This window comes from Streptomyces sp. CA-181903, from assembly GCF_050937075.1.
Taxonomy (GTDB): Bacteria; Actinomycetota; Actinomycetes; order Streptomycetales; family Streptomycetaceae; genus Streptomyces.
In genome coordinates this window covers 223217-248996 of the sequence record NZ_JBNJLY010000001.1, presented here as the reverse complement: position 1 = coordinate 248996, position 25780 = coordinate 223217, and the positions used below count along the sequence as shown (strand labels likewise).

At 74.9% G+C, this 25780-nt stretch carries 13 protein-coding genes; 3 read left to right on the top strand and 10 right to left on the bottom strand.

What is annotated here, in order from left to right; all coding sequences use genetic code 11:
• Nucleotides 1–5 precede the first annotated feature (5 nt).
• Both ACQEVS_RS01110 and ACQEVS_RS01105 read right to left on the bottom strand, forming a co-directional pair.
• Nucleotides 6–9068 (bottom strand): amino acid adenylation domain-containing protein, encoded by a 9063-nt coding sequence (locus tag ACQEVS_RS01110; RefSeq protein WP_433013819.1) that lies wholly within the window; start codon nt 9066–9068, stop codon nt 6–8.
• Entirely contained in the window at nt 9065–13141 is a 4077-nt protein-coding gene (locus ACQEVS_RS01105) for a non-ribosomal peptide synthetase (protein WP_433013816.1), read from the bottom strand. Before ACQEVS_RS01105 ends, ACQEVS_RS01110 begins: the two co-directional genes overlap by 4 nt.
• Before the next feature lie 881 nt (nt 13142–14022).
• Here ACQEVS_RS01105 and ACQEVS_RS01100 point away from each other — a divergent pair.
• Nucleotides 14023–15138 (top strand): WD40/YVTN/BNR-like repeat-containing protein, encoded by a 1116-nt coding sequence (locus ACQEVS_RS01100; protein WP_433027156.1) that lies wholly within the window; start codon nt 14023–14025, stop codon nt 15136–15138.
• A gap of 161 nt (nt 15139–15299) precedes the next feature.
• Here the strand turns inward: ACQEVS_RS01100 and ACQEVS_RS01095 are convergent, their stop codons facing one another.
• The 3 genes from ACQEVS_RS01095 to ACQEVS_RS01085 form a co-directional block, all read right to left on the bottom strand.
• Nucleotides 15300–15797 carry a DUF4190 domain-containing protein gene (locus ACQEVS_RS01095; RefSeq protein WP_433013813.1) on the bottom strand — a complete coding sequence of 166 codons (498 nt, stop codon included), beginning with the start codon at nt 15795–15797 and terminating at the stop codon, nt 15300–15302.
• Between the two features lie 12 nt (nt 15798–15809).
• Nucleotides 15810–15971, bottom strand: a complete 162-nt coding sequence (locus ACQEVS_RS01090; protein ID WP_433013810.1) for a hypothetical protein — start codon at nt 15969–15971, stop codon at nt 15810–15812.
• Nucleotides 15972–16242: 271 nt separating this feature from the next.
• Nucleotides 16243–17712: an amino acid permease gene (locus tag ACQEVS_RS01085; RefSeq protein WP_433013807.1), complete on the bottom strand. Its 1470-nt coding sequence runs from the start codon at nt 17710–17712 to the stop codon at nt 16243–16245.
• A gap of 205 nt (nt 17713–17917) precedes the next feature.
• On the opposite strand from ACQEVS_RS01085, the gene ACQEVS_RS01080 reads away from it, so the two are divergent.
• Nucleotides 17918–19018 carry a calcium:proton antiporter gene (locus ACQEVS_RS01080; protein WP_433013804.1) on the top strand — a complete coding sequence of 367 codons (1101 nt, stop codon included), beginning with the start codon at nt 17918–17920 and terminating at the stop codon, nt 19016–19018.
• Nucleotides 19019–19298: 280 nt separating this feature from the next.
• Nucleotides 19299–20207 carry a universal stress protein gene (locus ACQEVS_RS01075; RefSeq protein ID WP_433013801.1) on the top strand — a complete coding sequence of 303 codons (909 nt, stop codon included), beginning with the start codon at nt 19299–19301 and terminating at the stop codon, nt 20205–20207.
• Nucleotides 20208–20419: 212 nt separating this feature from the next.
• On the opposite strand, the gene ACQEVS_RS01070 is transcribed toward ACQEVS_RS01075, so the two are convergent.
• The 5 genes from ACQEVS_RS01070 to ACQEVS_RS01050 all read right to left on the bottom strand — a co-directional run bounded on the left by ACQEVS_RS01070 (nt 20420) and on the right by ACQEVS_RS01050 (nt 25712).
• Entirely contained in the window at nt 20420–21649 is a 1230-nt protein-coding gene (locus tag ACQEVS_RS01070) for a serine hydrolase domain-containing protein (RefSeq protein WP_433013798.1), read from the bottom strand.
• Between the two features lie 277 nt (nt 21650–21926).
• On the bottom strand, nt 21927–23144 hold the full coding sequence (locus tag ACQEVS_RS01065; RefSeq protein ID WP_433013795.1) for a Cmx/CmrA family chloramphenicol efflux MFS transporter: 1218 nt from the start codon (nt 23142–23144) through the stop codon (nt 21927–21929).
• Nucleotides 23145–23481: 337 nt separating this feature from the next.
• Nucleotides 23482–23937 (bottom strand): GNAT family N-acetyltransferase, encoded by a 456-nt coding sequence (locus tag ACQEVS_RS01060; RefSeq protein WP_433013792.1) that lies wholly within the window; start codon nt 23935–23937, stop codon nt 23482–23484.
• A 53-nt stretch (nt 23938–23990) separates the two neighbouring features.
• On the bottom strand, nt 23991–24551 hold the full coding sequence (locus ACQEVS_RS01055; RefSeq protein WP_433013789.1) for a cysteine hydrolase family protein: 561 nt from the start codon (nt 24549–24551) through the stop codon (nt 23991–23993).
• 279 nt (nt 24552–24830) lie between these two features.
• Nucleotides 24831–25712: a helix-turn-helix transcriptional regulator gene (locus tag ACQEVS_RS01050; protein WP_433013786.1), complete on the bottom strand. Its 882-nt coding sequence runs from the start codon at nt 25710–25712 to the stop codon at nt 24831–24833.
• Nucleotides 25713–25780: the final 68 nt, after the last annotated feature.

Here is a 25780-nt window from a genome sequence, read left to right as displayed (position 1 = left end):
GGGCGTCAGGTCGTCGGCGCGGGGACGCACGCCGCGTTGACGGCCTCGGCGACCGCCGTCACGTGCGGCGCCCGGACGATCCCGTAGTGCGTGGTGTCCAGGCACCGGGCCTCCGTCAGCAGCGCCAACCGCTCGGCCCACAGCCGTCGTTGCTCCTCGGCCGGCACCCGGGACGGCAGCCCGGACTCCGCCCGGTCCGCGAGCCACAGCCGCACCGGCGTGGCGGGCAGCGGCGGCGGCTCGTGGGCCGCCATGCCGGCCAGGTTGGCGCGGCAACAGCGCGCCAGCCGCTCCGCGTACGCCCGGGTCTCCGGGCCCGCCGCCCCGCCGGAACCGGACTCGGCCAGCTCCCGGGCGAACAGCCGCTCCAACTGGCCCTCGTCGTAACCCAGTACGTCCTGCCCGGCGCCGGGCGGCGGCGGGTCCAGCAGGTACAGCTCCGCGACCGGCCCGTCGGCCGCCTCCGCCCCGGCCGCCATCGCCTGGGCCACCCAGGCGCCGAACGACCAGCCGGCCAGCCGCCAGCGCCAGGCGTCCCGGGGGAAGCGCCGGCGCAGCGCCGCCAGGTAGCGGTCCGCGCGCTCGGCGACCGTCCAGTCCGGGGCCTCCGCGCCGCGCAGGCCCGGGTCGCTGATCAGACAGACCGTCAGCCGGGGGTCGAGGGCCGACACCAGCTCGCGGTACGCCTGCACGTCCCCGCCGACCGGGTGCACGAGGCACAGCACGTCGCCGCCCGCACCCTCCTGCCAGACGTCCAGCGGCACCTCGTCCGAGGCCGCACCGGAAGCGCCGGTGGCCGCCGCGAGGTGCGCCAGCACCTCCGTGAGGTTCACCCGGTGGCTCAGCCGCGACAGTTCGAGCTCGACGCCGTACTCCTCCTCGACCGTGCTGATCAGATCGAGGAGGGTGAGCGAGTCCGCGCCGTGGTCGTAGAGGGACGCCTCGGGGTCGAGCCCGTCCACGCCCAGGGAGCGGCACAGCCACTCCGCGAGCCGCTCGGCGGCGGCCGGGGCCACCGCGGCCTCGGGAGCCGTCGGCCGGTCCTCACCCGGCGGCGGCGCGTAGAAGACGCGCGCCTCCTCCGGATCCGTGGTGGACACCAGGAGCTGCGGCAGCCGCAGCCGCAGGGCGTCGGCGAACAGCCGCTGCCCCTCCTTCACCGTCAACCCCACCGCCAGGTGCGCCTGGTGGCGGGCGTCGGCGTGCAGCGCGCCCAGCGCCATGCCGGTCTCGCTCCACACGTCCCAGTCGACGCCGATCCGCAGGGTGCTCCCGTCCCCCTGATACCGGGCGAACCCGTCCAGCAGGCCGTTGGCGGCGGCGTAGTCGAACTGGCCGACGCCGCCGAACTGCGCCGCCATCGACGAGCAGTAGACGGCGAACGCGGGCCGGTCGCGCTCGATCAGCCGCTCCACCAGGAGCGCGCCGCGCAGCTTGGCCGCCGAGGCCGCCCGCGCCGCGGCGGCGTCGCGCCGGGCGAGAAGGCCGCCCGCGGCCACGCCCGCCGCGTGCACCACACCGTCGACACGGGTCGTGAGCCGGTCGAGGACCGCCTCCGGTGCCACCGTCGCGAGATCCGCCTCCAGCAGGTCGACGCGGTCGGCCCACGGCGTCAGCTCCTCCGGGAGCTCCGCGCGGCGGGCCAGCAGCACGACCCGGCAGTCGGCGTGCTCCAGCAGCCAGGCGGCGACGCTGCGGCCGATGCCGCCCGTCCCGCCGAGCACCAGGTACGTACCCGGGCCCACCGGCCGCGCCGGGGCCGCCACCGGGGCGGGCGCGGGCACCGGCAGCAGCGCCTGCCGCCACCAGTAACCCTGCCGCAGCGCCAGCCGGCGCGGCAGCTCCGCACCCGCGTCCGCCTCGGCCAGCAGGGCGGGCAGCGCGGCCCAGTGCGCCGGGTCGCGGCCCGGCAGGTCCAGCCAGCGGCCGTCCACGCCGCTCTCCTGCGGCACCACCTCCGCCGCGCCCGCCAGCAGCCCGAGTTCGGGGCGGGTGACCGGGCCCTCGACGGGCTGGGCGCCGTACGACAGCCACCACGGGCGCAGCCGTGTCCCGGCCGGCAGGTCGGCGGCGGCCCGGAGCAGCGCGGCGGGGGTGTCGAGACACGCCCGGCGGGCGCGGTCGAGCGACTCCTCGCCGACGGGGCCCTCGACGGCGAGCGGCAGCGCGTGCAGCCAGTCGACCGTGTCCGCCCCGGCGCCGGCGAGCGCCTCGAACAGCCGCCGCAGCGAGGCGGGGTCGGCCGGGTCGGCCTCGTACCGGTCCGCGCCGACGCGGGCGAAAGTCGCCGCCGCACGGACGTGCGCCACCCGCTCGTACGCCGCCTCGAACGGGCGCAGCGCGCCGTCCGGGAGGGGCCCGTCCGTCAGGACGACGAGCGTGCCGGCGACGCGGGACGCCGGGTCCGCGGCCGCGTGGTGCCGCCGCACCCAGTGCGGCTGGCGCAGCCACTCGGCCTCCGGCAGCCGCTCGGGCCAGGAAGGCTTCTCGGCGGGGGCCGCCCGTTCGATCTCGTAGCGGGCCAGGCCGAAGGCGGGCGGCGGGAAGTCCCACGGCGCCTGCGCCGGGCCCGCCGGCCAGCGGACGTCCGTACCGGCCCGCCACGCGGCCGCCAGTTCCCCGGCCGGCCGGCCCACGGCGTCGACGGCCGTGCCGTCCGCCGTCACGGCCGTGCCGCCGGTCACCGTCCGCAGCCAGGCCACCGCCTCCGCCGCGTCGGCGCACACCGCCGCCGCCCGCCACGCGCGGGCCGGGCGCCCGGCCTGGAGGTGCCGCAGCACCCGCCCGTACGCCTCCGGACGCGCCTCCAGATAGTCCGCGATCCGTGCCGCGTCGGCGCGCAGCCCGGCCTCGCTGCCGCTGGACAGCGGCAGGACGGGCAGGACCGGCCCGGCGGCGTCGGGGGCGGCCGGTTCGCCGGCCTCCAGGACGACGTGGGTGTTGGTGCCGCCGATGCCGAAGCTGCTCACCGCCGCGACCCGCGGCCGGTCCGCGGGCCAGGGCTCCGCCGCCGTCGGGATCCGGAACGGCAGCCGCTCGTCGGCGATCTGCGGGTTCAGCCGCCGGAAGTCGACGGTCGGCGGGACGACGCCGTGGTGCACCGCCAGCACCGCCCGGACCAGCCCGACGACACCCGCCGCGGCCCCCAGGTGCCCCAACTGGCTCTTCACCGACGACAGCGCGCACCGGCCCGGCTCCTCCAGGCCGTACGCCTGCCGCAGCGCGCCCACCTCGACCGGGTCGCCGAGCCGGGTGCCGGTGCCGTGCGCCTCGACGTAGCCGAGGTCGGCCGCGGTCCGGCCGCTGCGCCGCAGGGCGGTACGGATCACCTCACGCTGCCCGGCGAGCGATGGCGCGCTGTAACTCATCTTGTCCGAACCGTCGTTGTTCACGGCCGAGCCGGTCACGACGGCGTACACGGTGTCACCGTCCCGCCGGGCCAGCCGCAGCGGCTTGAGCACCACCACGCCGACACCGCTCGCGCCGACCGTCCCGGCGGCGTCGTCGCTGAACGGGCGGCAGTGACCGTCGGGGGAGAAGATGTGCTGCGACTGGTAGCGGTAGCCGCCGGTGAGCGTCGGGTCGACGAGGACGCCGCCGGCGAGCATCACCTCCGCGTCCCCCTGGCGCAGCAGCCCGGCCGCGACGTGCACCGCGAGCAGCGAACTGGAGCACGCCGCCTGCACGGTGAACGCCGGGCCCCGCAGCCCGAGGTGGTAGGCGACCTTGGTGGTCAGGAAGTCCTTGTCGTGGTGCTGGGCCAGCCGGAACGCGTCCGGCAGCGCGGCCGGGTCGGCGTCCCGCAGCAGGGACTGGAAGTAGGTGTTCTCCCCGCAGCCGGCGACGATGCCGGTGCGCCGCGCCGCCGTGTCGCCGGCGATCCCGGCGTGGGCCAGCGCCTGCACCGACGCCATCAGCAGGTGGCGCTGCTGAGGGTCCATCAGCCGCGCTTCCTGCCGGCTGATGCCGAAGTGCTCCGGGTCGAAGTCCAGCGGGCCCGTCAACTGGCTGCGGGCGCCCACCAGTCCGTCGGCCGCCTCGAAGGTCTCGATGCCGCGCCGGCCCTCGCGGACCAGGTCCCAGAAGGCGGCCAGGTCGTCCGCGCCGGGCAGCCGGACGGCCATGCCGACGACGGCGATCGGCTCGTCGGCGGCGGGTCGGTCTTCGGCGACGACGGGGGAGTCCGGCGTGGCGCCCGCCTCCAGGAAGCGGGCCAGCCGCCGCACGGACACGTGCTCGAACAGGTCGGGGATCGAGAACCGCAGCCCGGGCTCGCCGGTGCAGCGCAGGTGGAAGCGCATCAGGTCGAGGCTGGACGCCCCGGCGTCGAAGAACCGCTCGTCCGGGCCGACGGGACGGCCCAGCACCTCTTCCAGCAGCCCCGCGATCCGCGCCTCCAACGGCGACAGCGCCGGTCCGGAAGCGCTCCGCGGGCGCAGGTCCGTACCCGGTGCCGCCAGGGCGCGGCGGCGGTCCAGCTTGCCGCTGGGCGTCAGCGGCAGCGCCTCCACGACGCGGAAGCGGTCCACCCGCACGTGCGGGGGCAGCAGCCCGGCCAGATGGTCCGTCAGGTCGTCTGCGGCAGGCGGCTCGCCGTGGCACTGGAGGGACGCCACCAGGCGCCCGCCGTCCTGCGCCACGACGGCGTTGACGACGGCCGGGTGGCGCAGCAGCGCCGCCTCCACCTGCCCCAGCTCCAGCCGGTGGCCGCTCAGCTTGACCTGCTGGTCCTCGCGGCCCAGGTAGTGCAGCAGCCCCTGCCGGTCGAAGGACGCCCGGTCGCCGCTGCGGTAGAACAGCCCCTCGCCGGGCACCTCGGTGAACCGGGCGGCGTTGAGGTCCGCGTCGCCCAGGTAGCAGGGCGCGGCCATCGGGCCGCCGATCAGCAGGCTGCCCGGGCAGCCCGGCGGTACGGGCTCGCCCGCCGCGTCCACCACCCGCAGCACGGCGCCCGCCACCGGGCGGCCGATCGCCGGGCGGGACGGCCAGCCGGCCGGGTCGCCGTCCAGGCACAGGCCGCTGACGACGTGTGTCTCGGTCGGCCCGTAGTGGTTGAACAGCCGGGCGCCCGGCAGCCCCGCGAACCAGCCGCGGATGGCGTCGGTGCACAGCAACTGCTCGCCCGCCGTGACCACTTCGCGCAGCCGGGACGGGAAGCGGCCCAGCCGCACCCCGTGCTCGGCGAGCAACTGGAGGGCCACGTAGGGCAGGAAGAGGCGCTCGACGCCGTCGGCCTCCAACCGGTCGAGCAGCGCGGGCGCGTCGCGCCGCCAGTCGGGCCGGACCAGGTGCAGCCGGCCGCCGCCGGTCAGCGTGGTGAAGATCTCCTGGAACGACACGTCGAACGACAGCATCGAGAACTGCTGGGTGACCGCGGGCCCCGCGAGCCCGCCGTCCGTCTCCTGCCAGCGCAGCAGGTTGCACAGCGTCGCGTCGGGCACCTGGACGCCCTTGGGGCGGCCCGTCGAGCCGGAGGTGAACAGCGTGTACAGCGGGCGCGTGCCGTCCGGCGTGGGGAGTTCCGTGCCGTCCGGCGCCGCCGACAGCACCACCGGGTGGCGCGGCAGCCCCTCCGGGGCGATGGCGTCGAGCGCGGGCGCGCCGCCCGGCGGGACCAGCACGCACAGCGGCGCGGCCTGGTCCAGCACCTGCCGCAGCAGCTCCGGCGGGTACGCCGGGTCCAGCGGGACGGCGGTCACACCGAGCCGGGCCAACGCGAGGAGCGCCACCACGTGCTCGGCCGACGGCTCCAGGTACAGGGCGACGCTCGCCGGGCGGCCGGCGGGCGGCAGCGGGTGGGCCCGCCGGATCTCCGACGCCAACCCGGCCGCATAGGAAGCGAGTTCGGCGTAGCGGATCTCCCGGCCGTCCGGTGTCACCACCGCCGTCGCCTCCGGGGTGCGGCGCGCCTGGCGGGCGAAGCCCTCGGCCACCGTGGTGAACGCCGGCTCGATCGCGGGTCCCCGGCCGGGCTCCGGCAGGGCACGCCGGTAGCCGGCCACCAGCTCGGCCGGTGTCGTGTCGCCGCCCTCGGCGAGCGCGTCCAGGCCCCGCCGGAAGAGGGCGTCCATGGCCGCGACCTCGTCGGCCGTGAAGTGATCGGCCGCGTACTCCCACAGGCAGTCCAGACTGTCGCCGCGCTCCACGACGGACAGCGTCATCGGGCACTTCGCGTCCGCGGGCGCCGGCCACAGCGGGCGCGTCGCGACGCCCGGCAGGGACAGCGCGGAGAAGTCCGTGTTCTCCAGGACGAACAGGAAGTCGAACGGCGGCCCGTCCGCGCGGGACGGCCGGTCGGCGAGGACGTCCGCGAACGCCACGTCCTGCCGTTCCAGCACCTCCCGCACCAGATCGCCCTGGCGCAGCAGTTGACCGCGCAGGCTCTCGCGCGGTGCCACCTCGACGGGCAGCGGCACGGTGTTGGCGAACATACCGACGCTGTCCGCGAACTCCCGCACCGGCCGGTTGGCCACCGGGCCCGCCAGCCGCGGCCGGGTCCGGCCCGCCACCCCGTACAGGCTCCACGCGTACACGCCCAGCAGCAGCTGGAAGCGGGTGAGCCCCAGGTCGGCGCAGAGCCGGTCGAGTACGGCCCGCCGCTCGCCGTCGAGCGTGGTGCACAGCAGCCGCCCGGGCTCCGCCGGCCGGGGGAGGGACGGCAGCGCGGGCTCCGCCTCCTCGACGCCGTCCAGGAGCTCGCGCAGCGCGGCCCGCTGCTCCGCGTAACCGGGCGCGGCGAACCACTCGGCCTGCCACCCGGCGAAGTCCAGCGGCGTCGGCACGGCGGCCGGCCCGACCGGCTCCGCGCCGGACACCAGGGCCGCGTACGCCGCGGACACCTCCTCGAACAGCACGTTCAGCGACCAGCCGTCGATCGCGATGTGGTGCAGCCGCAGCAACAGCGTCCCACCGTCGTCGCCGTCCGGCAGCCAGCGGGCGTGGAACATCTCGGGCCGGGAAAGGTCGAACGGCGCGGTGAGGAACCTGTGTCGGGCCTCGTCCCCGGTGTCCGTGCCGGTCACCCACGGGTCGTAGGGCGCGCCGACCTCCTGCCGCAGCCCCTCGGCCGCGGGGACGAAGGCCGTACGCAGCGCCGGATGGCGTACCACCGGCAGGCGCAGCGCCTCGCGCAGCGCGCCGGCGTCCACGGCGCCGTCCAGCCGGAAGGCCATGCCCACGTGGTACGCGCGGGAGTCCGGGTCCCGCTGCTGGAGCAGCCACAGCCGCTGCTGCTCCGAGGTCGCGGGCGCCGACCGGGCGTCCGTCGGGGCGGGCACCGGCGGGTACGCCGCCGGCGCGCCGTCGCGCAGCGCGGCGAGGGCGGCCGCCAAGGACGCGAAGTCCCCGCCGATCACGGCCGCGCGCGGCGGCTCGCAGCCCCAGCGGCGGCGCGCCTCGAAGCGCAGCCGCAGCGCCTTGAGGGAGTCGCCGCCACTGGCGATCCAGCGGTCGCCCGGCCGCAGACCGGTGACGCCCAGCACCCCCTCGGCCAGGCCCAGCACCTCGCGCTGCCACGGCGTGACGTCCCCGTCACCGCCACCGTCCCCACCGCCCGGCGCCCGCCCGGGGCGCCACGGCTCCCCGTCGTACGCCAGCAGCGCGGCCTCGTCGACCTTGCCGTTAACGTTCCGCGGCAGCGCCGCCACCCGGTACAGGTGGTGCGGGCGCATGTACGGCGGCAGGGCCGCGGTCAGATGACGGTCGAACTCCTCGTACGACAGCCCCTCGTCCGGCACCACGAACGCCAGCAGCTCCAGCACCCCGGCCGCGTCGGGCCGGGCGCACACATGGGCCCGGCGGACGGCCGGATGGGCCGTGATCCGCTGCTCCAGCTCGCCCGGCTCGATGCGGAAGCCCCGCACCTTCACCTGCCGGTCCACGCGGCCGACGTAGGTGACGAGCCCGTCGTCGTCCAGCCGGACGAGGTCGCCGGTGCGGTAGTGGCGCTCCCGGCCGCCGTCGTGCCACGGCAGGCGGACGAACGCGCGGGCGGTCTCCTCGGGCCGGTTGCGGTAACCGGCCGCCAACGCCTCGCCGGAGAGCAGGAGTTCGGCGAGCTCACCCGGGGCGGCCGGGCGGTCGCCGGCCACGGCGAGCGCGCCGGTGCCGGGCAGCGGGCGGCCGATCGGCACCGCGTCGCCGTCGAAGCCGCGCGGGATCGGGTACGCCAGCGCGAACGTGCTGCACTCCGTCGGGCCGTAGGCGTTGTACAGCGTGGTGGTGCTGTCCGGGTTGGCGCGGTACCAGTCGCGGATGACGCGGGCGGTGAGCTTCTCGCCGCCGACCAGCACCTCGCCGACGCCCGCGAAACAGCCGGGGACGGTGTCGACCACGGCATTGAACAGGGCCGTCGTGACGAACAGGGTGTCGATCCGGGCATCGCGCAGCGCGGCGTCCAGCAGCTCGGGCGACCGCACCGTCGCGTCGTCGAACACCACGCAGCAACCGCCGGTCAGCAGCGGCACCCACACCTCGAAACTGAGCGCGTCGAACGCCGGATTGGCCAGCCAGGCGTGCCGCTTGGGGCCACCGGGCCGCAGCCAGCCCTCCCGGGCCAGCCGCAGGATCCCGGCGCCCGGCACCTCCACGCCCTTGGGGAGGCCGGTGGTGCCCGAGGTGTAGAAGACGAACGCCGTCCCGGACGGGTCGGCCGCCGGCCCGACCGCCGCCGGGCCGGCCTCCAGAGCCGACGCCTCCAGCGGTGTGACGCCCTCGCCCGCGCCGGCGGGCGGCGTCCCGTCGTGCACCACCACGGTGGCGCCCGAGTCGGCGAGGATGTGCCGCTGCCGGCCGGCCGGGCTCTGCACGTCCAGCGGGACCACCACGGCGCCCAGCCGCAGCACGCCCAGCATCACCCGGACCAGGCGCGCCGAGCGCGGCAGCGCCACGGCCACCGCCTGCCCCGGCCGCACCCCGTGGGCGCGCAGGGCGCCGGCGACGGCGGCGGAACCGGCGTCGAGCCCGGCGTAGTCGAGGATCCGGTCGCCCTCCGCCACGGCGGGCGCGGACGGGGTGCGGCGGGCCTGTTCCAGGACGCTCCGGGCCAGGCCGAGGGGGGTGTTCGTCATCGTGTCTCCTGCGCCGGGGCGGTACGAGGGGTGGGGACGGCGGCGGGGGACGCCGGGAGGCGGGACAGCTCGGCCCCGATCAGCTCGGCCACCCGGACCACGCCGCCGCCCTCCAGCACGTCCCAGTGGCCGCACGCGAGCGGCTCGACGGTCAGGCCGTCCCCGGCCCGCCGGGCCCAGAACTCCCGCTGGCGGGCCAGCTGTTCGGGCGTCACCCGGTCGTCCTCCGGGCCCTCGGCCTGGAGCAGCACCGTACGGGCGGCCGTCGGCGGGACCTCGTAGTCGCGCGTCGTCAGCCGGCTGTGGTTGTAGACCCGGAAGTACCGCTCGATCTGCTCGTCGTCGATGCCCGGGTACATCCCGTTGAAGCGGACGAGCTTGTCGCGGAACTCGGCGAGCTCCACCGGCTCGATCGCCGCCCGCTCGGCCGGGTCGTCGGTGCCGTGGGTGTCCAGCAGCACCACGCTCACCTCCGCGCGGCCGGCCGCCGCCAGCCTGCGGCCCATCTCGTGCGCGATCAGGCCGCCGTACGACAGCCCGGTGAGCACCAGCGGCCCCTCGGGCAGTGGCTCGATCAGCCGCAGGTACTCCTCCGCCATCGCCTCGACGGTGGGCAGGAACGATTCACCCTCGTTGAGGCCCGGTGCCTGGACGCCGGTCACCCCGACCTCGTCCGGCAGCAGCCCGGCGAGCGGCAGGTAGCAGAAGGCCGTACCGCCGGCCGGGTGGACGCAGACCACCCGCGCGGCGCCCGTACCCGGACGGAACTCGATCAGGCTCCCGGGGCGGCGCTCCGCCGCGCCCTCGCGGAGCAGACCGCCCAGCGCCTCGATCGTCGGGTGCAGCAGGACGTCCCGCACCTGGAGCGTCACGCCGAACGCCTCGCGGACCGCGTGCGCCAGCTTGATGGCCGAGATCGACGTGCCGCCGAGGGCGAAGAAGTCGTCCCGGACGCCGATGTCCTGATGCAGCAGCACGCTCCGCCATATCCGGTACAGCGTCAGTTCTATGTCGTCACGCGGGCTCGCCTGGTTGACGGCGGCCGGGCCGCGGGACGCGGCGCGCTCCAGCACCGCCGCGCGGTCGAGCTTGCCGTTGGGCGTCAGCGGCAGCCGCGGGAACTCCACGAAGACCTGCGGGATCATGTAATCCGGCAGCCGGCGGGCCAGCGCCGCCCGCCACTCCGCCGCCGGACGCGGCTCCGCGCCGTCCCGCCCCACGGCCGCCACCAGGACGGGACCGCCGCGCGCGGCCCGGTCCACCAGCACCGCCGCCTCGCCGACGCCCGGCTCGGCCCGCAGCGCGGCCTCCACCTCGCCCGGCTCGATCCGGAACCCGCGCAGCTTCACCTGGTCGTCCCGGCGCCCCGCGTACTCCAGATCGCCGCCCGACAGCCACCGGGCCAGATCGCCGGTGCGGTACATCCGCCCGCCCGGCCCGAACGGGTCGGCCACGAACCGCCCGGCCGTCAGCCCCGGCCGGCCCAGATAGCCGCGGGCCAGGCCCGCGCCCGCCACGTACACCTCGCCCGGCACACCCGGCGGCACCGGCCGGAGCCGCTCGTCCAGCACGTAGACCCGGGTGTTGGCGATCGGCCGGCCGACCGGGCTCTGCCGGTCCAGCGGCCGGGGCGTGAAGTACGCCGTGCTGTACACCGTCGTCTCCGTCGGCCCGTAGCCGTACAGCAGCCGCAGGCCCGGCAGCGCCTCGGTGAAGCGGTGCAGCGTGCCCTCGGGCAGCGACTCCACGCCCGTCAGCAACTGCCGCAGCGCCAGCCCCTTCAGCCGCTCGGCGGGCGCCTCGTCGATCCACCGGACGAAGGCCGGCGGCAGGAACGCCTGCGCCACCCGGTGCTCCCGCATCCAGTCCAGCAGCGCCGCCGGATCGAGGCGTACCTCGTCCGGCACCGGGTACAGCACACCACCGGTCGTCAGCGGCAGCAGCAACTCCTGCTGGGCCACGTCGAATCCGGTGCTCGCCCACTGCGCCGCGGGCTCGCCGGGCAGTGCGCCGCAGCGCGCCACCCAGTGGTCCAGCAGGTTGAGGACGGCGCGGTGCGGCACCGCCACGCCCTTGGGGCGGCCGGTCGAACCGGACGTGTAGATGACGTACGCCAGGTCGTCGGGGGACACGGCGACGCCGGGCGCGTCCTCGCGCTCCGCCTCCGCCTCCACGGCGGCGAGCGGTACCCAGCCCCCGGGCGGCGCCGGCTCAGCGCTCAGCACCACGGCCGGACCGGCGTCCTCCACCATCCCGGCCAGCCGCTCCGCCGGCAGGTCAGGGTCGAGCGGCAGACAGGTCCCGCCGGCCTTGAGGACGCCCAGGGCACCCACCGCCAGCTCCGCCGACCGCCGGATGTGCAGCCCGACCACGTGGCCGCGCCGCACGCCCCGGGCGATCAGGGCGTGGGCCACCCGGTCGGCGCGCCGGGCCAGCTCCGCGTAAGGCAGGCGGACGGCGCCGTCCACCACGGCCGTCGCCTCCGGGCGGGTCCGCGCCTGCTCCTCGAACCGCTCCACCAGCCCCGCCGGGCCGCCCGGCAGGGCCGTGTCGTTCCACTCCTCCAGGACCCGCCGGCGCTCCCGCCCGTCGAGCAGCGACAGATCCGCCACCGGACGCTCCGGGCCGTCCGCCATCCACGCCAACACCTGCCGCAGCCGGCCGACGTACCGCTCGGCCGTCACCTCGTCGAACAGCGCCTCGGCGTAGCGCAGGCTGCCGGTCAGCCGGCCGTCCTTCTCCGCCGCCATCAGCGTCAGGTCGAACGTGGCACCGGGCGCCGGCAGCGGCAGCGGCGTCACCTCGGCGCCCGCCAGCTCCAGCGCGCCGCCGTCCGTGTACTGCCACGCCAGCATGTTCTGGAACAGCGGGGTGTGCGCCGGGCTGCGCACGGGCTTGACGAGCTCCACGACGTGCTCGAACGGCAGGTCCTGACGGCGCAGTCCGGCGCGTGCCACCGCCCGTACGCGCTCCAGCGCCTCGGCCACCGTCGGTTCCCCGGACAGGTCGACGCGCAGGGCGAGGGTGTTGACGAAGAATCCCGCGACGTCCTCGACATCGCCCCGCCGGCGGTTCGCGACGGGTATCCCGACGACGAGATCCCGCTGTCCCGACATGCGGGAAAGGAGCAGGGACCAGCCGGTGAGCACGGTCATGAACAAACTGGCGCCCTGCCGCTCGCCGAGCGACTTCACCGCCGCCGTCAGTTCCGCGTCGAAAGCGAACCGGACCTCGGCGCCGCGGTAATCCTGTTCCGCCGGACGCGGCCGGTCCGTCGGGAGTTCCAGCAACGGCGGCGCGCCCGCCAGGGATTCCGTCCAATACGCGGCCTGCTCGGCGAACGTGCCGTCCTCCCACTCCCGCTTCTGCCGCACGGCGTAATCCGTGTATCCGGAGGCGAGCGGCGGCAGCGGATCGGGTTCCCCGCGCAGGAACGCCGTGTAAAGCGCGCCGAGTTCCCGCATCAGCAGGACTTCCGTCCAGCCGTCGTAAATCGTGTGGTGGAAGGTCAGCAGCAGATGGTGCCGGTCCTCGCCCAGGACGACCAGCCGGCCGCGCGCGAGCGGACCGCGGGCCAGGTCGAAGGGGGCCGCGGCCTCCTCCCGCCGCAGCCGCTCCAGCCGCTCCGCCAGGCCGGCGTCGGCGCCGACGGCCCGCGTCAGGTCGTCCACGGACAGCGCGAAGCCGCTGTCCGCCGGATCCACCTGCTGGAACACCTCGCCGTCCACCGCCAACAGACGCGTACGCAGGGCCTCGTGACGTGCCGTCAAGGCGTCGAGCGCACGGGCGAGGGCGGTACGGTCCAGGGGGCCGCGCACGTCGAAGGCCAGCGGCACGTGGTACGCCTCGCTCGCCCCCGGCAACTGGGCCAGGAACCACAGCCGTCGCTGGGCGAACGACGCCGGGACGCGATCCCGCGCGGCGGCCGCCGGAGCGGAGTCCCGGTCGTGGGCGGCGGGCGGCGCGGGGCGGGCGGGCGGCCCGCCGGCCGACTCCTTCCGCGCCGCGTCGGGCTGTTGGGGAAGGGGGCGCTGGGCGTCTGCTGCGCGGGCAAGGCTGCTTCTTCTCCTCAAGGGGAGGGTGGTTCTGCGGCGGGCTTTCGCCGTTCCGTGGCCCGGGATCGCCGGACGGGGGACGGGGCCCGCCCCGGCACCGCACCGCTTGTGCGGGGGAAACGGGAAAACGGGGCGACGGGGAAACGGGAGATGGCATGCGGGGAGCGTGCGGTTGCTGGGGGAAATCCGGCTGCGGCACCGGTAACGACCGACCGTCATGAGCGACTTCATGAGGCGTCGTCAGGGCATGGCAAACCTCCGGGCCGCACAGGCCGCCCTGGCGTACGGAACGCGGGACGACAGGCGCCGTGTATCGGTGTCTGGACTGTACGGCGATGATTGATCACCGAATGCGGCGTGTCAATGGGTGATCGCTCGAATGTGATCCTGCTCCCGTATCGCTTCCGCCCGCCGATAGATGGCCGGGGCAAAGACCGCTTGCGGGGAAGGCGGGGAGCGCGAATCCCCGAAGGGGAAGCGCAGGTGGGGACCGCTGAGGAATACCCACTGGTAATAAGTCGCGCGGCCGACGTGATCAAGATCGTAAATGGATGAACATCCCGGAGGACGCTTCGGCGCCGGGCCGACTAAAGCGGTATAGGGCCGCCCTCCGTCGTCGGCGAATCGCGCGACGCGCGGACGGGCCGGGGCGTCGCCGCACCGGCGGGCCCGGACGGGCGGGCGGCCGAGGGGACGGCCGGACGGCGCGCCGGTGAACACCGGCGGACGGAAGGGTGACGAAACCCCCGCCCGCAGACCGGAAACCTTACGTCAAGATCCTTTCTGGACAGGAAGATTGGCGCTCAAGCGTGTTCTGCTCCGAAGCTCCGCCCCGATAGAACCTGATCGTCAACAACAACCTCATGTCTGCGCCCCACAAGGGAGAGATCGTGAAGCGGATGGGATGGGCCGTCACCGCGGCCGTCACCACCATCGTCCTGGCCCAGTCGTCGCTCGCCGCCCAGGCGGCGGACTCCACCTCCGGGTGGCGGGCCCCCTCGTGCACCAAGGTCACCGGCGACGGAGCCGTCACCTTCACCACCGACGACGGCGCCACCCTCGCCCCGACGACGGGCACCTTGAAGTCCGTCAGCTACACCCACGGCCTGGTCGCGCTGGACACCCCCAACACGCTCCTCGCCACGCACAACGACGAGCTCCAGCGCTCGACGGACGCCGGCTGCACCTGGACCCGCGTCGCTTCGCTCGGCAGCGGCTCCACCTGGCTGACCGCCGCCACCGGCGGCCGGGCCTTCGCCTGGGAGAAGAACGGCGGCTACCTCGCCCGCGTCGACGGCAAGACCGTCACCAAGCTGTCCTCGCCCAGCGCCGACATCGTCGGCGTCGGCACCGACAAGGCGCGCCGCGACCACGTCCGCCTCGCCGGCAGCGACGGGCAGCTCTACGACTCGACGGACGCCGGCGCCACCTGGAAGCCGATCGGCAAGCTCGCCTTCGGCCCGGGGGCCAACCTCTACACCGTGTCCTTCGACCCCGCCGACCTCGACCACGCGGTCGCCGGCGGCATGACGACCGGCGGCGCGGTCACCACCGACGGCGGCGCCACCTGGACCGCCGCCACCGGCCTGTCCGCCACGGCCGGCGGCAAGTCCAACCTCTTCGCCGCGTCCGTCTCCCCGGCCGACCGCAACGTCGTCTACGCCCTGGGCATCGACCTCGTGGAGGCCGCGCCCGGCTCGGGCGCCGAGGGCCGGCACCTGTACCGGTCCACCGACGGCGGCCGGACGTACACCCGGATCGTCGACGACACCCCGGACACCGAGCTCACCAACAGCACCCTGCTGGCGCCGAGTCCCGTGGACGCCAACGTCCTCTACTTCGAGTACGGCACGTACTTCCAGGCGTACGGCACCGACCTCTACCGCTACGACGCGCGGACGGGCAAGGTCGGCAAGACGCACAACGCCCACGACGGCATCTCGGCCATCGCCTTCAACCCGGCGCGGCCGTCCGTGATGTACCTGGGCCTGGAAGAGGTGCAGGTCGACCACTGACCCGGCGCCCCGCCCGGATTCCTCCGGGACGGGAACGACGGAGACTGGCCCGCGCGCACGTGGAGGTCGTGCGGGCCGGCGGCCGGGTCGGGTGGCCGCCCGGCAGGCGGGGCGCCGGCGCGGGTGGTGCCGTGCCGGCGCGCCCGGACGCCCCCGCGGGCTCAGAGATGCCAGCTCGGCGTCCCGTCCGCCACCGAGAGCACGACGAACAGCACCAGCCCGATGACGCCCAGCACCATGCCGAGTCGGGCGCGGAAACGCCGGGCGGTGCCCCGGGCGAGGGCGACGGCACCCAGCGCGATGGCGCAGGGGCCGAAGACGACGTTGGCGATCAGCAGCCCGAGGAGGCCCGTGACGAACGACGTTACGGCCATGAAGTCGGCGTTACGGCGCCGGCGTGCGGCGTCGCGGTGCCCGGGGGCGTGTCCCGCCGGATGGTGTACGTGGCCGGGGTGCTCGGCGTCCGGCCTGACGGCGGTCGTGGGGCGCTCACCGGCGCGTTCGTGGGTGTCGGCACGTTCGTGGGTGTCGGTGAAGTCGCGGGTGTCCGCGGGGCCGTGCGTGTGCGCGGAACCGTGGGCGTCGGCGGTGCCGTGCGTGCCGGCGGTGCCGTGCGTGCCGGTGGGCTTTCGCGTGTCCAGGGAAGAGATGCGGTTCATCAGGGCTGCTCCTTACCGGTCCCGCCGGTGCGCCCGGCCGCGCTCGCGTACCGCGAAGGCGGCCAGCCAGGCGAGGATCGCCGCCGCGGAGACGAGGGTCACGGGCAGCGGCACGTGCGCGGCCGTCCCGGTCAGGACGCCGAGCAGAAAGAGGGCCAGGACGAGGAAGAACATGTCCGTCCTTTCTCTCGAGCGGTCGAAGGGTGGCCCGCGGGCGACGGCACGCCGCCTGACGTTCCGTCAGTCGTCCGCGTCGTCGCGTGTCGATCTCTTGACTGCTGACTGAACGGCTGCCCGGAGGGCCGCCCGCTATTCCTGTGACGTGCCCGACTCCGGCTCCGGCGGCGCCCGTTGGAGCCGGAGCGCGGACGCCGCGAAGGCCGCTCCCCGTCCTACGGGAAGCGGCCTGCCGGCTTTCTCGGAAAGGCGATGCGGAGCCGCCCGGTCAGCGCCTCCCGGCGCGCTGCCGCAGCCGCCCGACCAGGGCCAGCGTCAGCGCCAGGCCGCCCGTGAAGTACAGCTGCACCCGGGTGTCCGCGTCGAGCGTCATCAGCACCAGCACCCCGGCCACCCCGGCCAGCGTCACCCACGTCAGATACGGGAAGCCCCACATCCGGACCACCAGCCTGCCGGGCGCCTCGCGCTCCAGCCGGCGGCGCAGCAGCAGTTGGGAGACGGCGATGAAGCCCCACACGACCAGCACGACGCCGCCGACCATGTTGAGCAGCCAGGCGAAGACGGTGGTGGGCCACCAGAAGGAGAGCAGGACGGCGAAGAAGCCGAAGCCGGACGAGGCGAGCACCGCGCGGCGCGGGATCCCGCCCGACACCTTCGCCAGGAACCTCGGGCCCTGACCCCGCGCGACCAGCGAATAGGCCATCCGCGACGAGCCGTAGATGTTGGCGTTCATCGCCGACAGCAGCGCGACCAGCACCACCACGTTCATGATCTGGCCGCCGCCCGGGACACCGAGCCGCTCCAGCACGGCCGCGTACGGGCCCTGTTCGGTGACGGACTTGTCGTGCCACGGCAGCAGCGTGACGATCACCAGCATCGACCCTACGTAGACGACGCCGATCCGCCACATCGTCGTCCGCACGGCCTTGGCCACGCCGCGCACGGGGTTCTCGGACTCGGCGGCGGCGATGGTGACCGTCTCCAGGCCGCCGTACGCGGCGACCGAGGCCAGCAGCCCGATCAGCAACCCGTTGGTGCCGGTCGGCAGGAACCCGCCGTCGTGCAGGAGGTGCGCGGTGCCGGGGGAGTCGCTGCCGGGCAGCACGCCGAGGATCGCCAGCACGCCGAGGCCCAGGAAGAGGGCGATGGCCCCGATCTTCAGGGCCGCGAACCAGAACTCGAACTCGCCGAAGTGCGCGACCGAGCCCAGGTTGCTGCCGCAGAACAGCGCCATCAGGATCAGCACCCACATCCAGGACGGGGTGCCGGGGAACCACCCCTGGAGGATGTGGGCGGCGCCGATCGCCTCGATCGCGACGCCCACCACCAGCAGCGTCCAGAACATCCAGCCGGCGGTGAAGCCGGCCCACGGGCCGATCGCCCGGTCGGCGTGCACGGAGAAGGAACCGGACGCCGGGTTGGCGGCGGACATCTCGCCGAGCATCCGCATCACGAACATCACGAGCAGGCCGGACACGGCGTACGCGAGCACGATGGAGGGCCCGGCGGCGGCGATGCCGGCGCCCGACCCGACGAACAGGCCCGCGCCGATGACCCCGCCCAGCGCGATCATCGACAGGTGCCGCTGCTTGAGCCCGTTCGACAGCGAGCCCGAGGGGCTCGGCCGCGACGCGTCGTCGGCCGGGCGGCCGTCGAGGACCGTGCCGTCGGCGGGTGGCGTGTCGGTTGCGGGCCCTCCGCCCGAGGGCGGCGGAGAGGGCGTCAGTGTCCGGCTCATGGTCATGCCTGTCCAATATGCGAGATCGGGAGGTCTCGATTATGGGCAAAGGGATGGCCCGGCGCGCGCCTCGTCCGATATGCGGACGATCGCATCACGCACGGTGATCGTCGTGCGGCGGAGGAGGGAAAGGCGGACGACGGCGGAGAACAGCGGACGATGGCGGAAAACATGCGCGTATCGGGCGATCTGCGAAGATCGGCTCATGAGCGCTCGGTTCCGCTCCCTCCTGGCGCGCTGGCCGGTGGGCGCGCCCGTCCTGGCCGCCGCCGTCCTCGCGCTGACCTGGGGGCGGTCGCTGTCCCCGGGCCTCGTGGCCCTCGTGAGCTGCTGCCTGGCCGCCGCGGTGCTCTCCGCGGTGCACCACGCGGAGGTCGTCGCGCACCGGGTCGGCGAACCCTTCGGCTCGCTCGTGCTCGCCCTGGCCGTGACCGTCATCGAGGTGGCCCTCATCGTCACGCTGATGGCCGACGGCGGCGACAAGAGCAGTTCGCTCGCCCGGGACACCGTCTTCGCCGCCGTGATGATCACCTGCAACGGCATCGTCGGCCTGTCCCTGCTGGTGGGGGCGCTCCGGCGGCGCGTGGCGGTCTTCAACGCCGAGGGCACCGCCGCCGCCTTCGGCACGGTGGCGACCCTGGCGGGGCTCAGCCTGGCCCTCCCGACGTTCACCACCAGCACCCCCGGGCCGCGCTTCTCTGCCGCCCAGCTCGTCTTCGCCGCGCTGGCCGCCCTGATCCTCTACGGCCTGTTCGTGGCGACCCAGACCGTACGGCACCGGGACTACTTCCTGCCCGTGACGGCCGCCGGCGAGGTCATCGACTCCGACGAGCACGCCGACCCGCCCTCCGCCCGGACCGCGCTGACCAGCCTCGGACTGATGGGCGTCGCCCTGATCTCGGTGGTCGGCCTGGCCAAGGGCGTCTCGCCGGTGATCGAGTCCGGCGTGGCCGCGGCCGGCCTCCCGGCGTCCGTCGTCGGCGTCGTCATCGCCCTGCTGGTGCTGCTGCCGGAGACCATCGCCGCCGTCCGAGCCGCCCGCCGCGACCGCGTCCAGACCAGCCTCAACCTCGGCCTCGGCTCGGCCATGGCCAGCATCGGCCTGACCATCCCGGCGGTCGCCGCGGCCTCGGTCTGGCTGGAGGGCCCACTCGTCCTCGGCCTCGGCGCCACCCACATGGTCCTGCTCGCCCTCACCGTCGCCGTCGGCACCCTCACGGTGATCCCGGGCCGGGCCACGCCCCTCCAGGGCGGCGTGCACCTGTCGCTGCTGGCAGCGTACGTGGTGCTGGCGGTCAGCCCCTGAGCGGTACCTGACCGACTCCTGGCGGGGGACGCGGCATCTCGACGACGCTTCGCGGGGCGTCGCCCCTCTCGGGCGGTCCGCCGGGTCTCGGCCCGCCCGGCGGACCTGTTCCCGCCTGTTCCGGCCCGTGCCGACCCGTTCCCGGCCCGTTCGGACCCGGAGCAGGGCCCTTCGGCCCTCCCGAAAGACCGGCCCCGGCAGCCACGTTGGAAGCAGCGGCCGCTCCCGCTCGGCGTCCCACGTACCCACCGCCACCGCTCCCGCTCCCCAGGAGGGTCCCATGCCCGGCACCATCGCCGTCGGAGTCGACGGAACCGATCACAGCCGCGCCGCGGCCGACTGGGCGGCGGCCGAGGCCGCGCGGCGCGGCATGGAGCTGTGCCTCGTGCACGCCTCCGTACGGCGCCCCCACGTCGTGGTCGCCGCCGAGGACGCCGCCGCGCGGGAACGCTGGGCGGCCGACGTCCTGCGCGACGCGGGGGAGCGGGCGGCCAAGGAGTTCCCCTCCCTCACCGTCACCACCCGGCAGGTCGCCGCCGACCCGGTCCCGGCCCTCATCGCGGAGGCGGCCGGGGCCGACCTGCTCGTGCTCGGTTCGCGCGGCCACGGCACCGTCGTCGGGCATCTGCTCGGCTCCGTCGGCCTGCACGTGCTGCGCCAGGCCACCGGCCCGGTCGTGGTCGTCCGCGGCCCGCGCGACGACGACCGGCGGGGGAGCGGGCGGTACACGGACGGTCAGACGGACGACCCGGCCGCGGGCGAGGTCGTCGTGGGCGTACAAGACCTGGCGGAACGCGGAGCTCCCGTCCTGGACTTCGCGTTCGCCGCGGCGGAACGACTGGGTACGCGGCTGCGGGCGGTACGGGCCTGGACGGTCCCGCCGGTCTTCGCCTGGAGCCCCGGCTCCCTGTGGCTCGCCGGGGAGGACGAGGGAATGCGCGAACGCGAACGCCGGTGCCTCGACGAGGTCCTGCGCCCGTGGCGCGAACGCCATTCGACGGTCGACGTGGCCGCGCACGTCGAGACGGGCAGCGCGGCCCAAGTGCTGCTCGCCCATGGCGCCGGGGCCGCGCTCGTGGTCGTCGGACGACGGCTGCCCGGGCGGCACGGCGTCCACCGCCTCGGCCCGGTCGCCCTGGCGGCCCTGCACCACGCGCCCGGCCCGGTCGCGGTCGTTCCGCATCCGTGATCCATGAGGCAGCCGTGCGCGGGCGGGGCGGGGACGAGCGGGGGCGGAACGGGCAGCGGCGGAGCGGGTGGGGCGGGGACGAGCCGCCTGGCCCTGTCGCGGTCGTTCCGCATCCGTGAGGCAGCCGTCGCGGGCGAGGCCGGAACGAGCCGCCGCGCCCCGCCGTGTCGTGCCGCCTCACCCCGCCGCGCGCCGCGCCCCGCCGCGTCGGATCAGCGCAGCGCGGTCAGCCGCCGGAGCGCCCGGTGACCGTCCCGCCCGTCGTCGCCGCCGGGGGCGGGGGTGCCCGCGCCGCAGTACTCGGCGTCGACGAGGGCGGCCAGGTCGCCGCCCCAGTCGCCGTTCAGGTTGAACGCCGCCGTGTGCCGCCCGTCGGGCGATGACACGGCCAGCGACGTGGAACCGTGGATGCCGCCGCTGTGCAGCCAGACCGGTGTGCCGCACGAGGTGACGGCCCGCGAAATGCCCAGCCCGTACCCCGTCTCGCCCGGCTCGCCCTTGCTCGGCACGGTGGTCAGCAACTCGCGCTGCTGCCGCTCGGGCAGCAGCCTGCCGGAGAGCAGGGCCCCGTAGAAGCGGTTGAGATCGCCGGTGGTCGAGATGATCTCGCCCGCGGCCCAGGCCCACGACGGGTTCTGCTCGGTGGTGTCGTGGATCTTCGCGGACGGGTCGCCGAAGAGCTTGCTGTACCCGCGCCCGTGCGGGCCCGGGACGCCCGGCGAGGTGCCCGGCAGCGTCGTGGCGCGCAGCCCCAGCGGCCGCAGGACGCGGCGCCGGATCTCGTCGGCGTAGGGGCGGCCGGTCAGCTTCTCGATGAGCATCCCGGCGAGGATGTAGTTGGTGTTGGAGTAGGACCAGTCCGTGCCCGGCCGGAAGTCGGGCCGGTGCGACAGGGCGGTGCGCAGGAGGTCGGCCGGCTTCCGGGTGTCGTAGCGGTGCTTGAAGAAGTCCGTGCCGAGGGCCTTCCGGAAGCCCTCGTCATTGGTGTAGTTGAAGAGGCCGCTGGTGTGGTTGAGCACCTGCCGGATGGTGATGCGGCCGCCGTCGTTCCCGTTGCCCCGGACGACACCGGGCAGTCTGCGTTCCACTGTGTCGTCGAGGTCGACCTTGCCCTCCGCCTCCAGTTGCAGGAGGACGACCGAGCTGAACACTTTGCTGATGCTGCCGATCCGGAAGCGGTCCTGGGGCAGCCGCTTGCGGTGCGTCTCCAGGTTCGCGACTCCCGCCGAGCCGTTCCACCGCCCGTCCTCGTCCCGCGCTTCCGCGAGCAATCCGGGTATCCCGGCGCGTACTTGTGCCTCCAGTGCGGCCTGTGTCGCCCTGTGCGAGGTGCGCGCGTCCGCCGCCGGGGCGGCCACGGCCGAGGTGACGGCGGTCGCGGCCACCGTCACGGCCGCCGCCCCGGCGATCAAAGCCCTGTGCACTGTCCTTGCGCTGCCCATCCGCGGTCTCCGTTCGGTCCTTGTGCGATGAAGGGTGCGTACGGGAGACAGGACTCCCGTACCGCGCCCGTCCGTTGAGCGGAACCGGGACGAGGCGGGGGAGAGGGGAGGGGAACCGGCCACCCGTTCCGCCGTTCCGCGCGGGACCGAAGGGGGCCGGGTGGTGCCGGGGCTCCTGGGAGAAGCCCTGCTGCGCTGTCACCGCGCGGCCGTGGGAACTTGGCGCGAAGCGGGTGGACCGGGCGGCCGGTTGCCGTGACGGGGACGGCGGGCCTGGTCACCCGGTGGAGGCCGGCGCGGACGACGTCAGCGGACCGGCGCCCCGCCCTTTCCTCCCCTCCGCTCCCGAGACGACCGCGCGGAAGGACAGCGCGAGGGACAGGGCCGCCGCGACGAGGCAGCCGCCGGCCCACAGCGGTCCGACGGGCCCGAGGCCCGTGCCGAGGGTGGTGGCGGCGACGAGCGGTCCGACGGCGGCGCCGGCGTTGAGGGCGGCGGTCGCGTACGCGCCCGCCATGGTGGGCGCGCCCGCCGCCTCGTACAGGACCCGTGTGATCAACGTGCCGCCCAGCGCGAACGACAGGGCGCCCAGGGCGAGAACGAGGACGAGCAGGGCGGCGGGCCGCTCGGCCAGGAGGGCCAGTGCCGGCCAGCCGACGAGCAGCGGCGGGCCGCCGGCCGCGACGACCAGGCCCGGGCGGCGGTCCGCGAACCGCCCGGCGAGGGTGACACCGGCGAAGGCACCCGCCCCGAAGAGCATCAGCACGGCCGGGACCCACAGTTCGCCCAGCCCGGCGCGGTCGGTCACGACGGGAGCGAGGAAGGTGAAGCTCCCGAAGGTCGCCGCGTTGACCAGCGCGCCCAGCAGCATCACCAGGAGCAGCCGCGGGTTCCCGAGCCGCGCGAGCTCCGAGCGGAGGGCCGGCCTGCCGGCCGCGTCCTCCCGCCGCGGACGGGCGGGCAGGCCCGCGAGGATGCCGACGGCCGCGGGCAGACAGAGCGCGGCCACCGCCCAGAAGGTGGCCCGCCAGCCGAGCAGCGCGCCCAGCAGCGCTCCCGCCGGGACACCGGCGACCGTGGCGACCGTCGTCCCCGACAACAGGACGGCCGGCGCCCGCCCCTTCTCGTCGCGCGGCACCAGACCGGCGGCGGTCGTCAGCGCGACGGCGAGGAAGCCCGCGTTCGCCAGCGCCGCGACGACCCGCGTCGCGAACAGGACCGGGAAACTCGTCGTGATCGCCCCCACGGCATGGGCCGCCGCGAACCCGAGGACGAACAGGAGGAGGCTGCTCCGCCCCGGCCGGCCGCGCGTGAACGCGGCCGCGAGCGGGGCGCCGACGACCATCCCGACCGCGAAGCCCGGGGTGAGCGCGCCCGCCGTACCGAGCGGTACGCCGAGGTCGGAGGCGATGTCCGGCACGAGTCCGGACAGCATGAATTCGGAGGTTCCCATGGCGAAGACCGCCACGGCGAGCAGATACAAGGGGAGGGGCATGGAGGGGCTCCGAGGTGAGGGGAGGCGAGGAACGGCTCGTCTCGTCACCGCGGTCGGCACCCACGGGCACACGCGTCCGGCGGGCGTCCGGAAAGGACGGCGGAGTTCAGTGGTGGCGCTGGGGGCTGACGGCGTGACCGGCAGCCCCCACCCTGGATGCTTCGGGGCGCGACATGCCCGGCACGCTACCGGAACGGCGCCCGTCCGAGCACACGGATATTCCGCACCGGACGGCGGCCGCCTGCTCCTCCTCCGCCACGGTCCGCTTCACGGCGGCCCGCACCGACTCGTCGCGCTCCGCCTTCGTGACTCCCGCACCGGAGTCGCCGGATCCGGCCTACGGACCCCCGGACCTCGTGAGGCGGAACCGGGCGACAGCCAGCCCCGGAACCGGCTCGAAGTCGGCGAGACGCGCGAAACCGAGTCGCTGGTACAGCGCCACGGCGGGGTGGTTGTCCGCGCCCGTACTCACCACCACGTCACGGCCCGGAACCAGTTCCCCGAGCAGGTGGCGAAGCAGCCGTGACGCCAGCCCGCGACGGAACCAGGGCGGATCGACGCAGACGCGGTGCACATCGACGGCCGCGTCTTCGCCGAACTCCTGCCAGGCGACGAACGCGGCGACCCGACCGCTTCCGGTGACCGCGCCGAGCCACCGCAGGGGCTGGGCGCGCATCTCCTCCAGGCTCTCCCGCAGAGCCGGGATGCCGGTGTGACCGATCAGCTCGGCCTCGACCGCGTAGGCGCGGCGGCCGACGCGATGCACCTGCGACGCCGTGGCGGCGTCCGCCATGCTCAACTCCCACACGGCGAGGCCGGCACCGTCCCGTCCCGAAATCGCCGCCACTACCGGGGCGCGACCGTCTTGAGCCAGTCGTCGACGCCGACGACCTCCGCCCACTGCGGGAAGAGCCGCTCGGTGAGGACCTGGTGCAATACCGGGTCGGTGTCCGCGCAGGCGTCGGAAAGGACCGTGAGACCGAAGTCCATGTCGTTCGCCGCGCACACGGTGGACAGCACCACGGCACTGGTGGCGATGCCGGCGACTACGAGGCTGTCGACGCCGCGCGCCCTCAGCACCACGTCGAGATCACTGCCCGAGAAGGCGCTCGCCCGCCTCTTGGTGACCACCACGTCACCGGGCCGGGGCGCGACGTCGGGGTGGATCTCCGTGCCCGGCTCGCCCTCGACGAAGAGACCGTCCCGCGCGATGGCGGCCAATGGCTTGTTGCGCGTACCGACTTCCGGGAAGCCGGGCCGCAGCGCGATGACCACGTAGACCACGGGTATGCCCGCCACCCGGGCCCCGTCGATCGCCCTGCGCAGGCGCGGCAGGTATCCGGAGTCGTCGACGGCGATGTCCACGATGGCCCGCTGGACGTCCATCACGAGAAGGGCGCTGCTCATGTCGTCTCCAGGGGCGAGGTCGTTCGGTGGTGAAGTGGGCTGTTTCCGCCGGACGTTCGTGATCTTACGCTGCCGTGGCGTCGGCAGCGTTTCCGGGCGCCATCGGGTGCGCGTTTCATCGGACCGGGAACGCCGCCTGGAAGGCGAGCCGGTGGGGGCGTCCGCACCGAGTCGGGTCAGCACGTCGTCCAGCGCGAGGTGCTCCTGCCAGGGCTCCCGGCCGGTCATGGCGGTCAACTCCCGGACTCTGTCCTCCAGGGCAGGGACCCGCTTGTCCTTCTATCGGTGCGGGTCTCCGGGTTGTGTTGGCCGATCAGCTGTGTGCTGGGAGCGGTCTTGGCGCCGGGTGGCGTGGAGGGAGCCGAGCAGGTGGAGGGAGTGGGCGCTGGGGCTGCCCGGTTCGGCGTGGTAGATGACGAGTTGCTGGCCGGGTGCCTCGCGTACGTCGAACGCCTGGTAGGTGAGGGTGAGCGGGCCGACGTCCGGGTGGTGGAGGTGTTTGGCGTCCTGCGTCTTGCCCCGCACGGTGTGGGACTGCCACAGGCGTGCGAAGTCCGGGCTGTGTTCGGTGAGGGTGCGGACGAGTTCGCGCAGCCGCGGGTTGTCCGGTTCGAAGCCGGTCGCCTCACGGAGGTTGGCGACGGTGGCTTGTGCCGCCCGGTTCCAGTCCGTGTAGAAGGCAGGGCCGGCGGGGTCGAGGAAGGTCATGCGGGCGAGGTTGTCCGCCGGGGTGAACGCCGAATAGAGGGCCTGGGCCAGCGCGTTGACTGCGATGAGGTCGAGGGTTCGGTTCATGACGAACGCCGGGGTGTTGGGGTAGCCGTCCATCAGCTGTCGCAGGGCGGGGCTGACGCGCCCGGTGGAGTGAGGCGAGAGTCGGTCGCCGGGCGTGGCCCCGGCCAGCCGGTACAGGTGCGCTCTGGCGTCCTCGTCGAGGCGCAGCGCGTGGCTGAGGGCGTCGATCACCTGGGGTGAGGGGTTGCGTTCGCGGCCTTGTTCGAGGCGGGTGTAGTAGTCGGCGTTCACTCCGGCCAGGACGGCGACCTCCTCGCGGCGCAGCCCGGCGACTCTGCGGGTCCCGTGGCTCGGCATGCCGACGTCGTGCGGGCGCAGGGCGGCGCGGCACGCGCGCAGGAAGTCCCCCAGATGGTTGTCGTCCATGTCTTCAGGCTAGGCGGCGCGCCGGTGGGCTGCCTGGGTGTCGTGCACCCAGGGAGCATGCGTCCTGG

Bases quoted from the DNA above. Each gene is read 5' to 3' on its own strand.
- ACQEVS_RS01110 (WP_433013819.1), bottom strand. From the start codon at position 9,068: ATGACGAACACCCCCCTCGGCCTGGCCCGGAGCGTCCTGGAACAGGCC.
- ACQEVS_RS01100 (WP_433027156.1), top strand. From the start codon at position 14,023: ATGGGATGGGCCGTCACCGCGGCCGTCACCACCATCGTCCTGGCCCAG.
- ACQEVS_RS01095 (WP_433013813.1), bottom strand. From the start codon at position 15,797: ATGAACCGCATCTCTTCCCTGGACACGCGAAAGCCCACCGGCACGCAC.
- ACQEVS_RS01090 (WP_433013810.1), bottom strand. From the start codon at position 15,971: ATGTTCTTCCTCGTCCTGGCCCTCTTTCTGCTCGGCGTCCTGACCGGG.
- ACQEVS_RS01085 (WP_433013807.1), bottom strand. From the start codon at position 17,712: ATGAGCCGGACACTGACGCCCTCTCCGCCGCCCTCGGGCGGAGGGCCC.
- ACQEVS_RS01080 (WP_433013804.1), top strand. From the start codon at position 17,918: ATGAGCGCTCGGTTCCGCTCCCTCCTGGCGCGCTGGCCGGTGGGCGCG.
- ACQEVS_RS01075 (WP_433013801.1), top strand. From the start codon at position 19,299: ATGCCCGGCACCATCGCCGTCGGAGTCGACGGAACCGATCACAGCCGC.
- ACQEVS_RS01070 (WP_433013798.1), bottom strand. From the start codon at position 21,649: ATGGGCAGCGCAAGGACAGTGCACAGGGCTTTGATCGCCGGGGCGGCG.
- ACQEVS_RS01065 (WP_433013795.1), bottom strand. From the start codon at position 23,144: ATGCCCCTCCCCTTGTATCTGCTCGCCGTGGCGGTCTTCGCCATGGGA.
- ACQEVS_RS01060 (WP_433013792.1), bottom strand. From the start codon at position 23,937: ATGGCGGACGCCGCCACGGCGTCGCAGGTGCATCGCGTCGGCCGCCGC.
- ACQEVS_RS01055 (WP_433013789.1), bottom strand. From the start codon at position 24,551: ATGAGCAGCGCCCTTCTCGTGATGGACGTCCAGCGGGCCATCGTGGAC.
- ACQEVS_RS01050 (WP_433013786.1), bottom strand. From the start codon at position 25,712: ATGGACGACAACCATCTGGGGGACTTCCTGCGCGCGTGCCGCGCCGCC.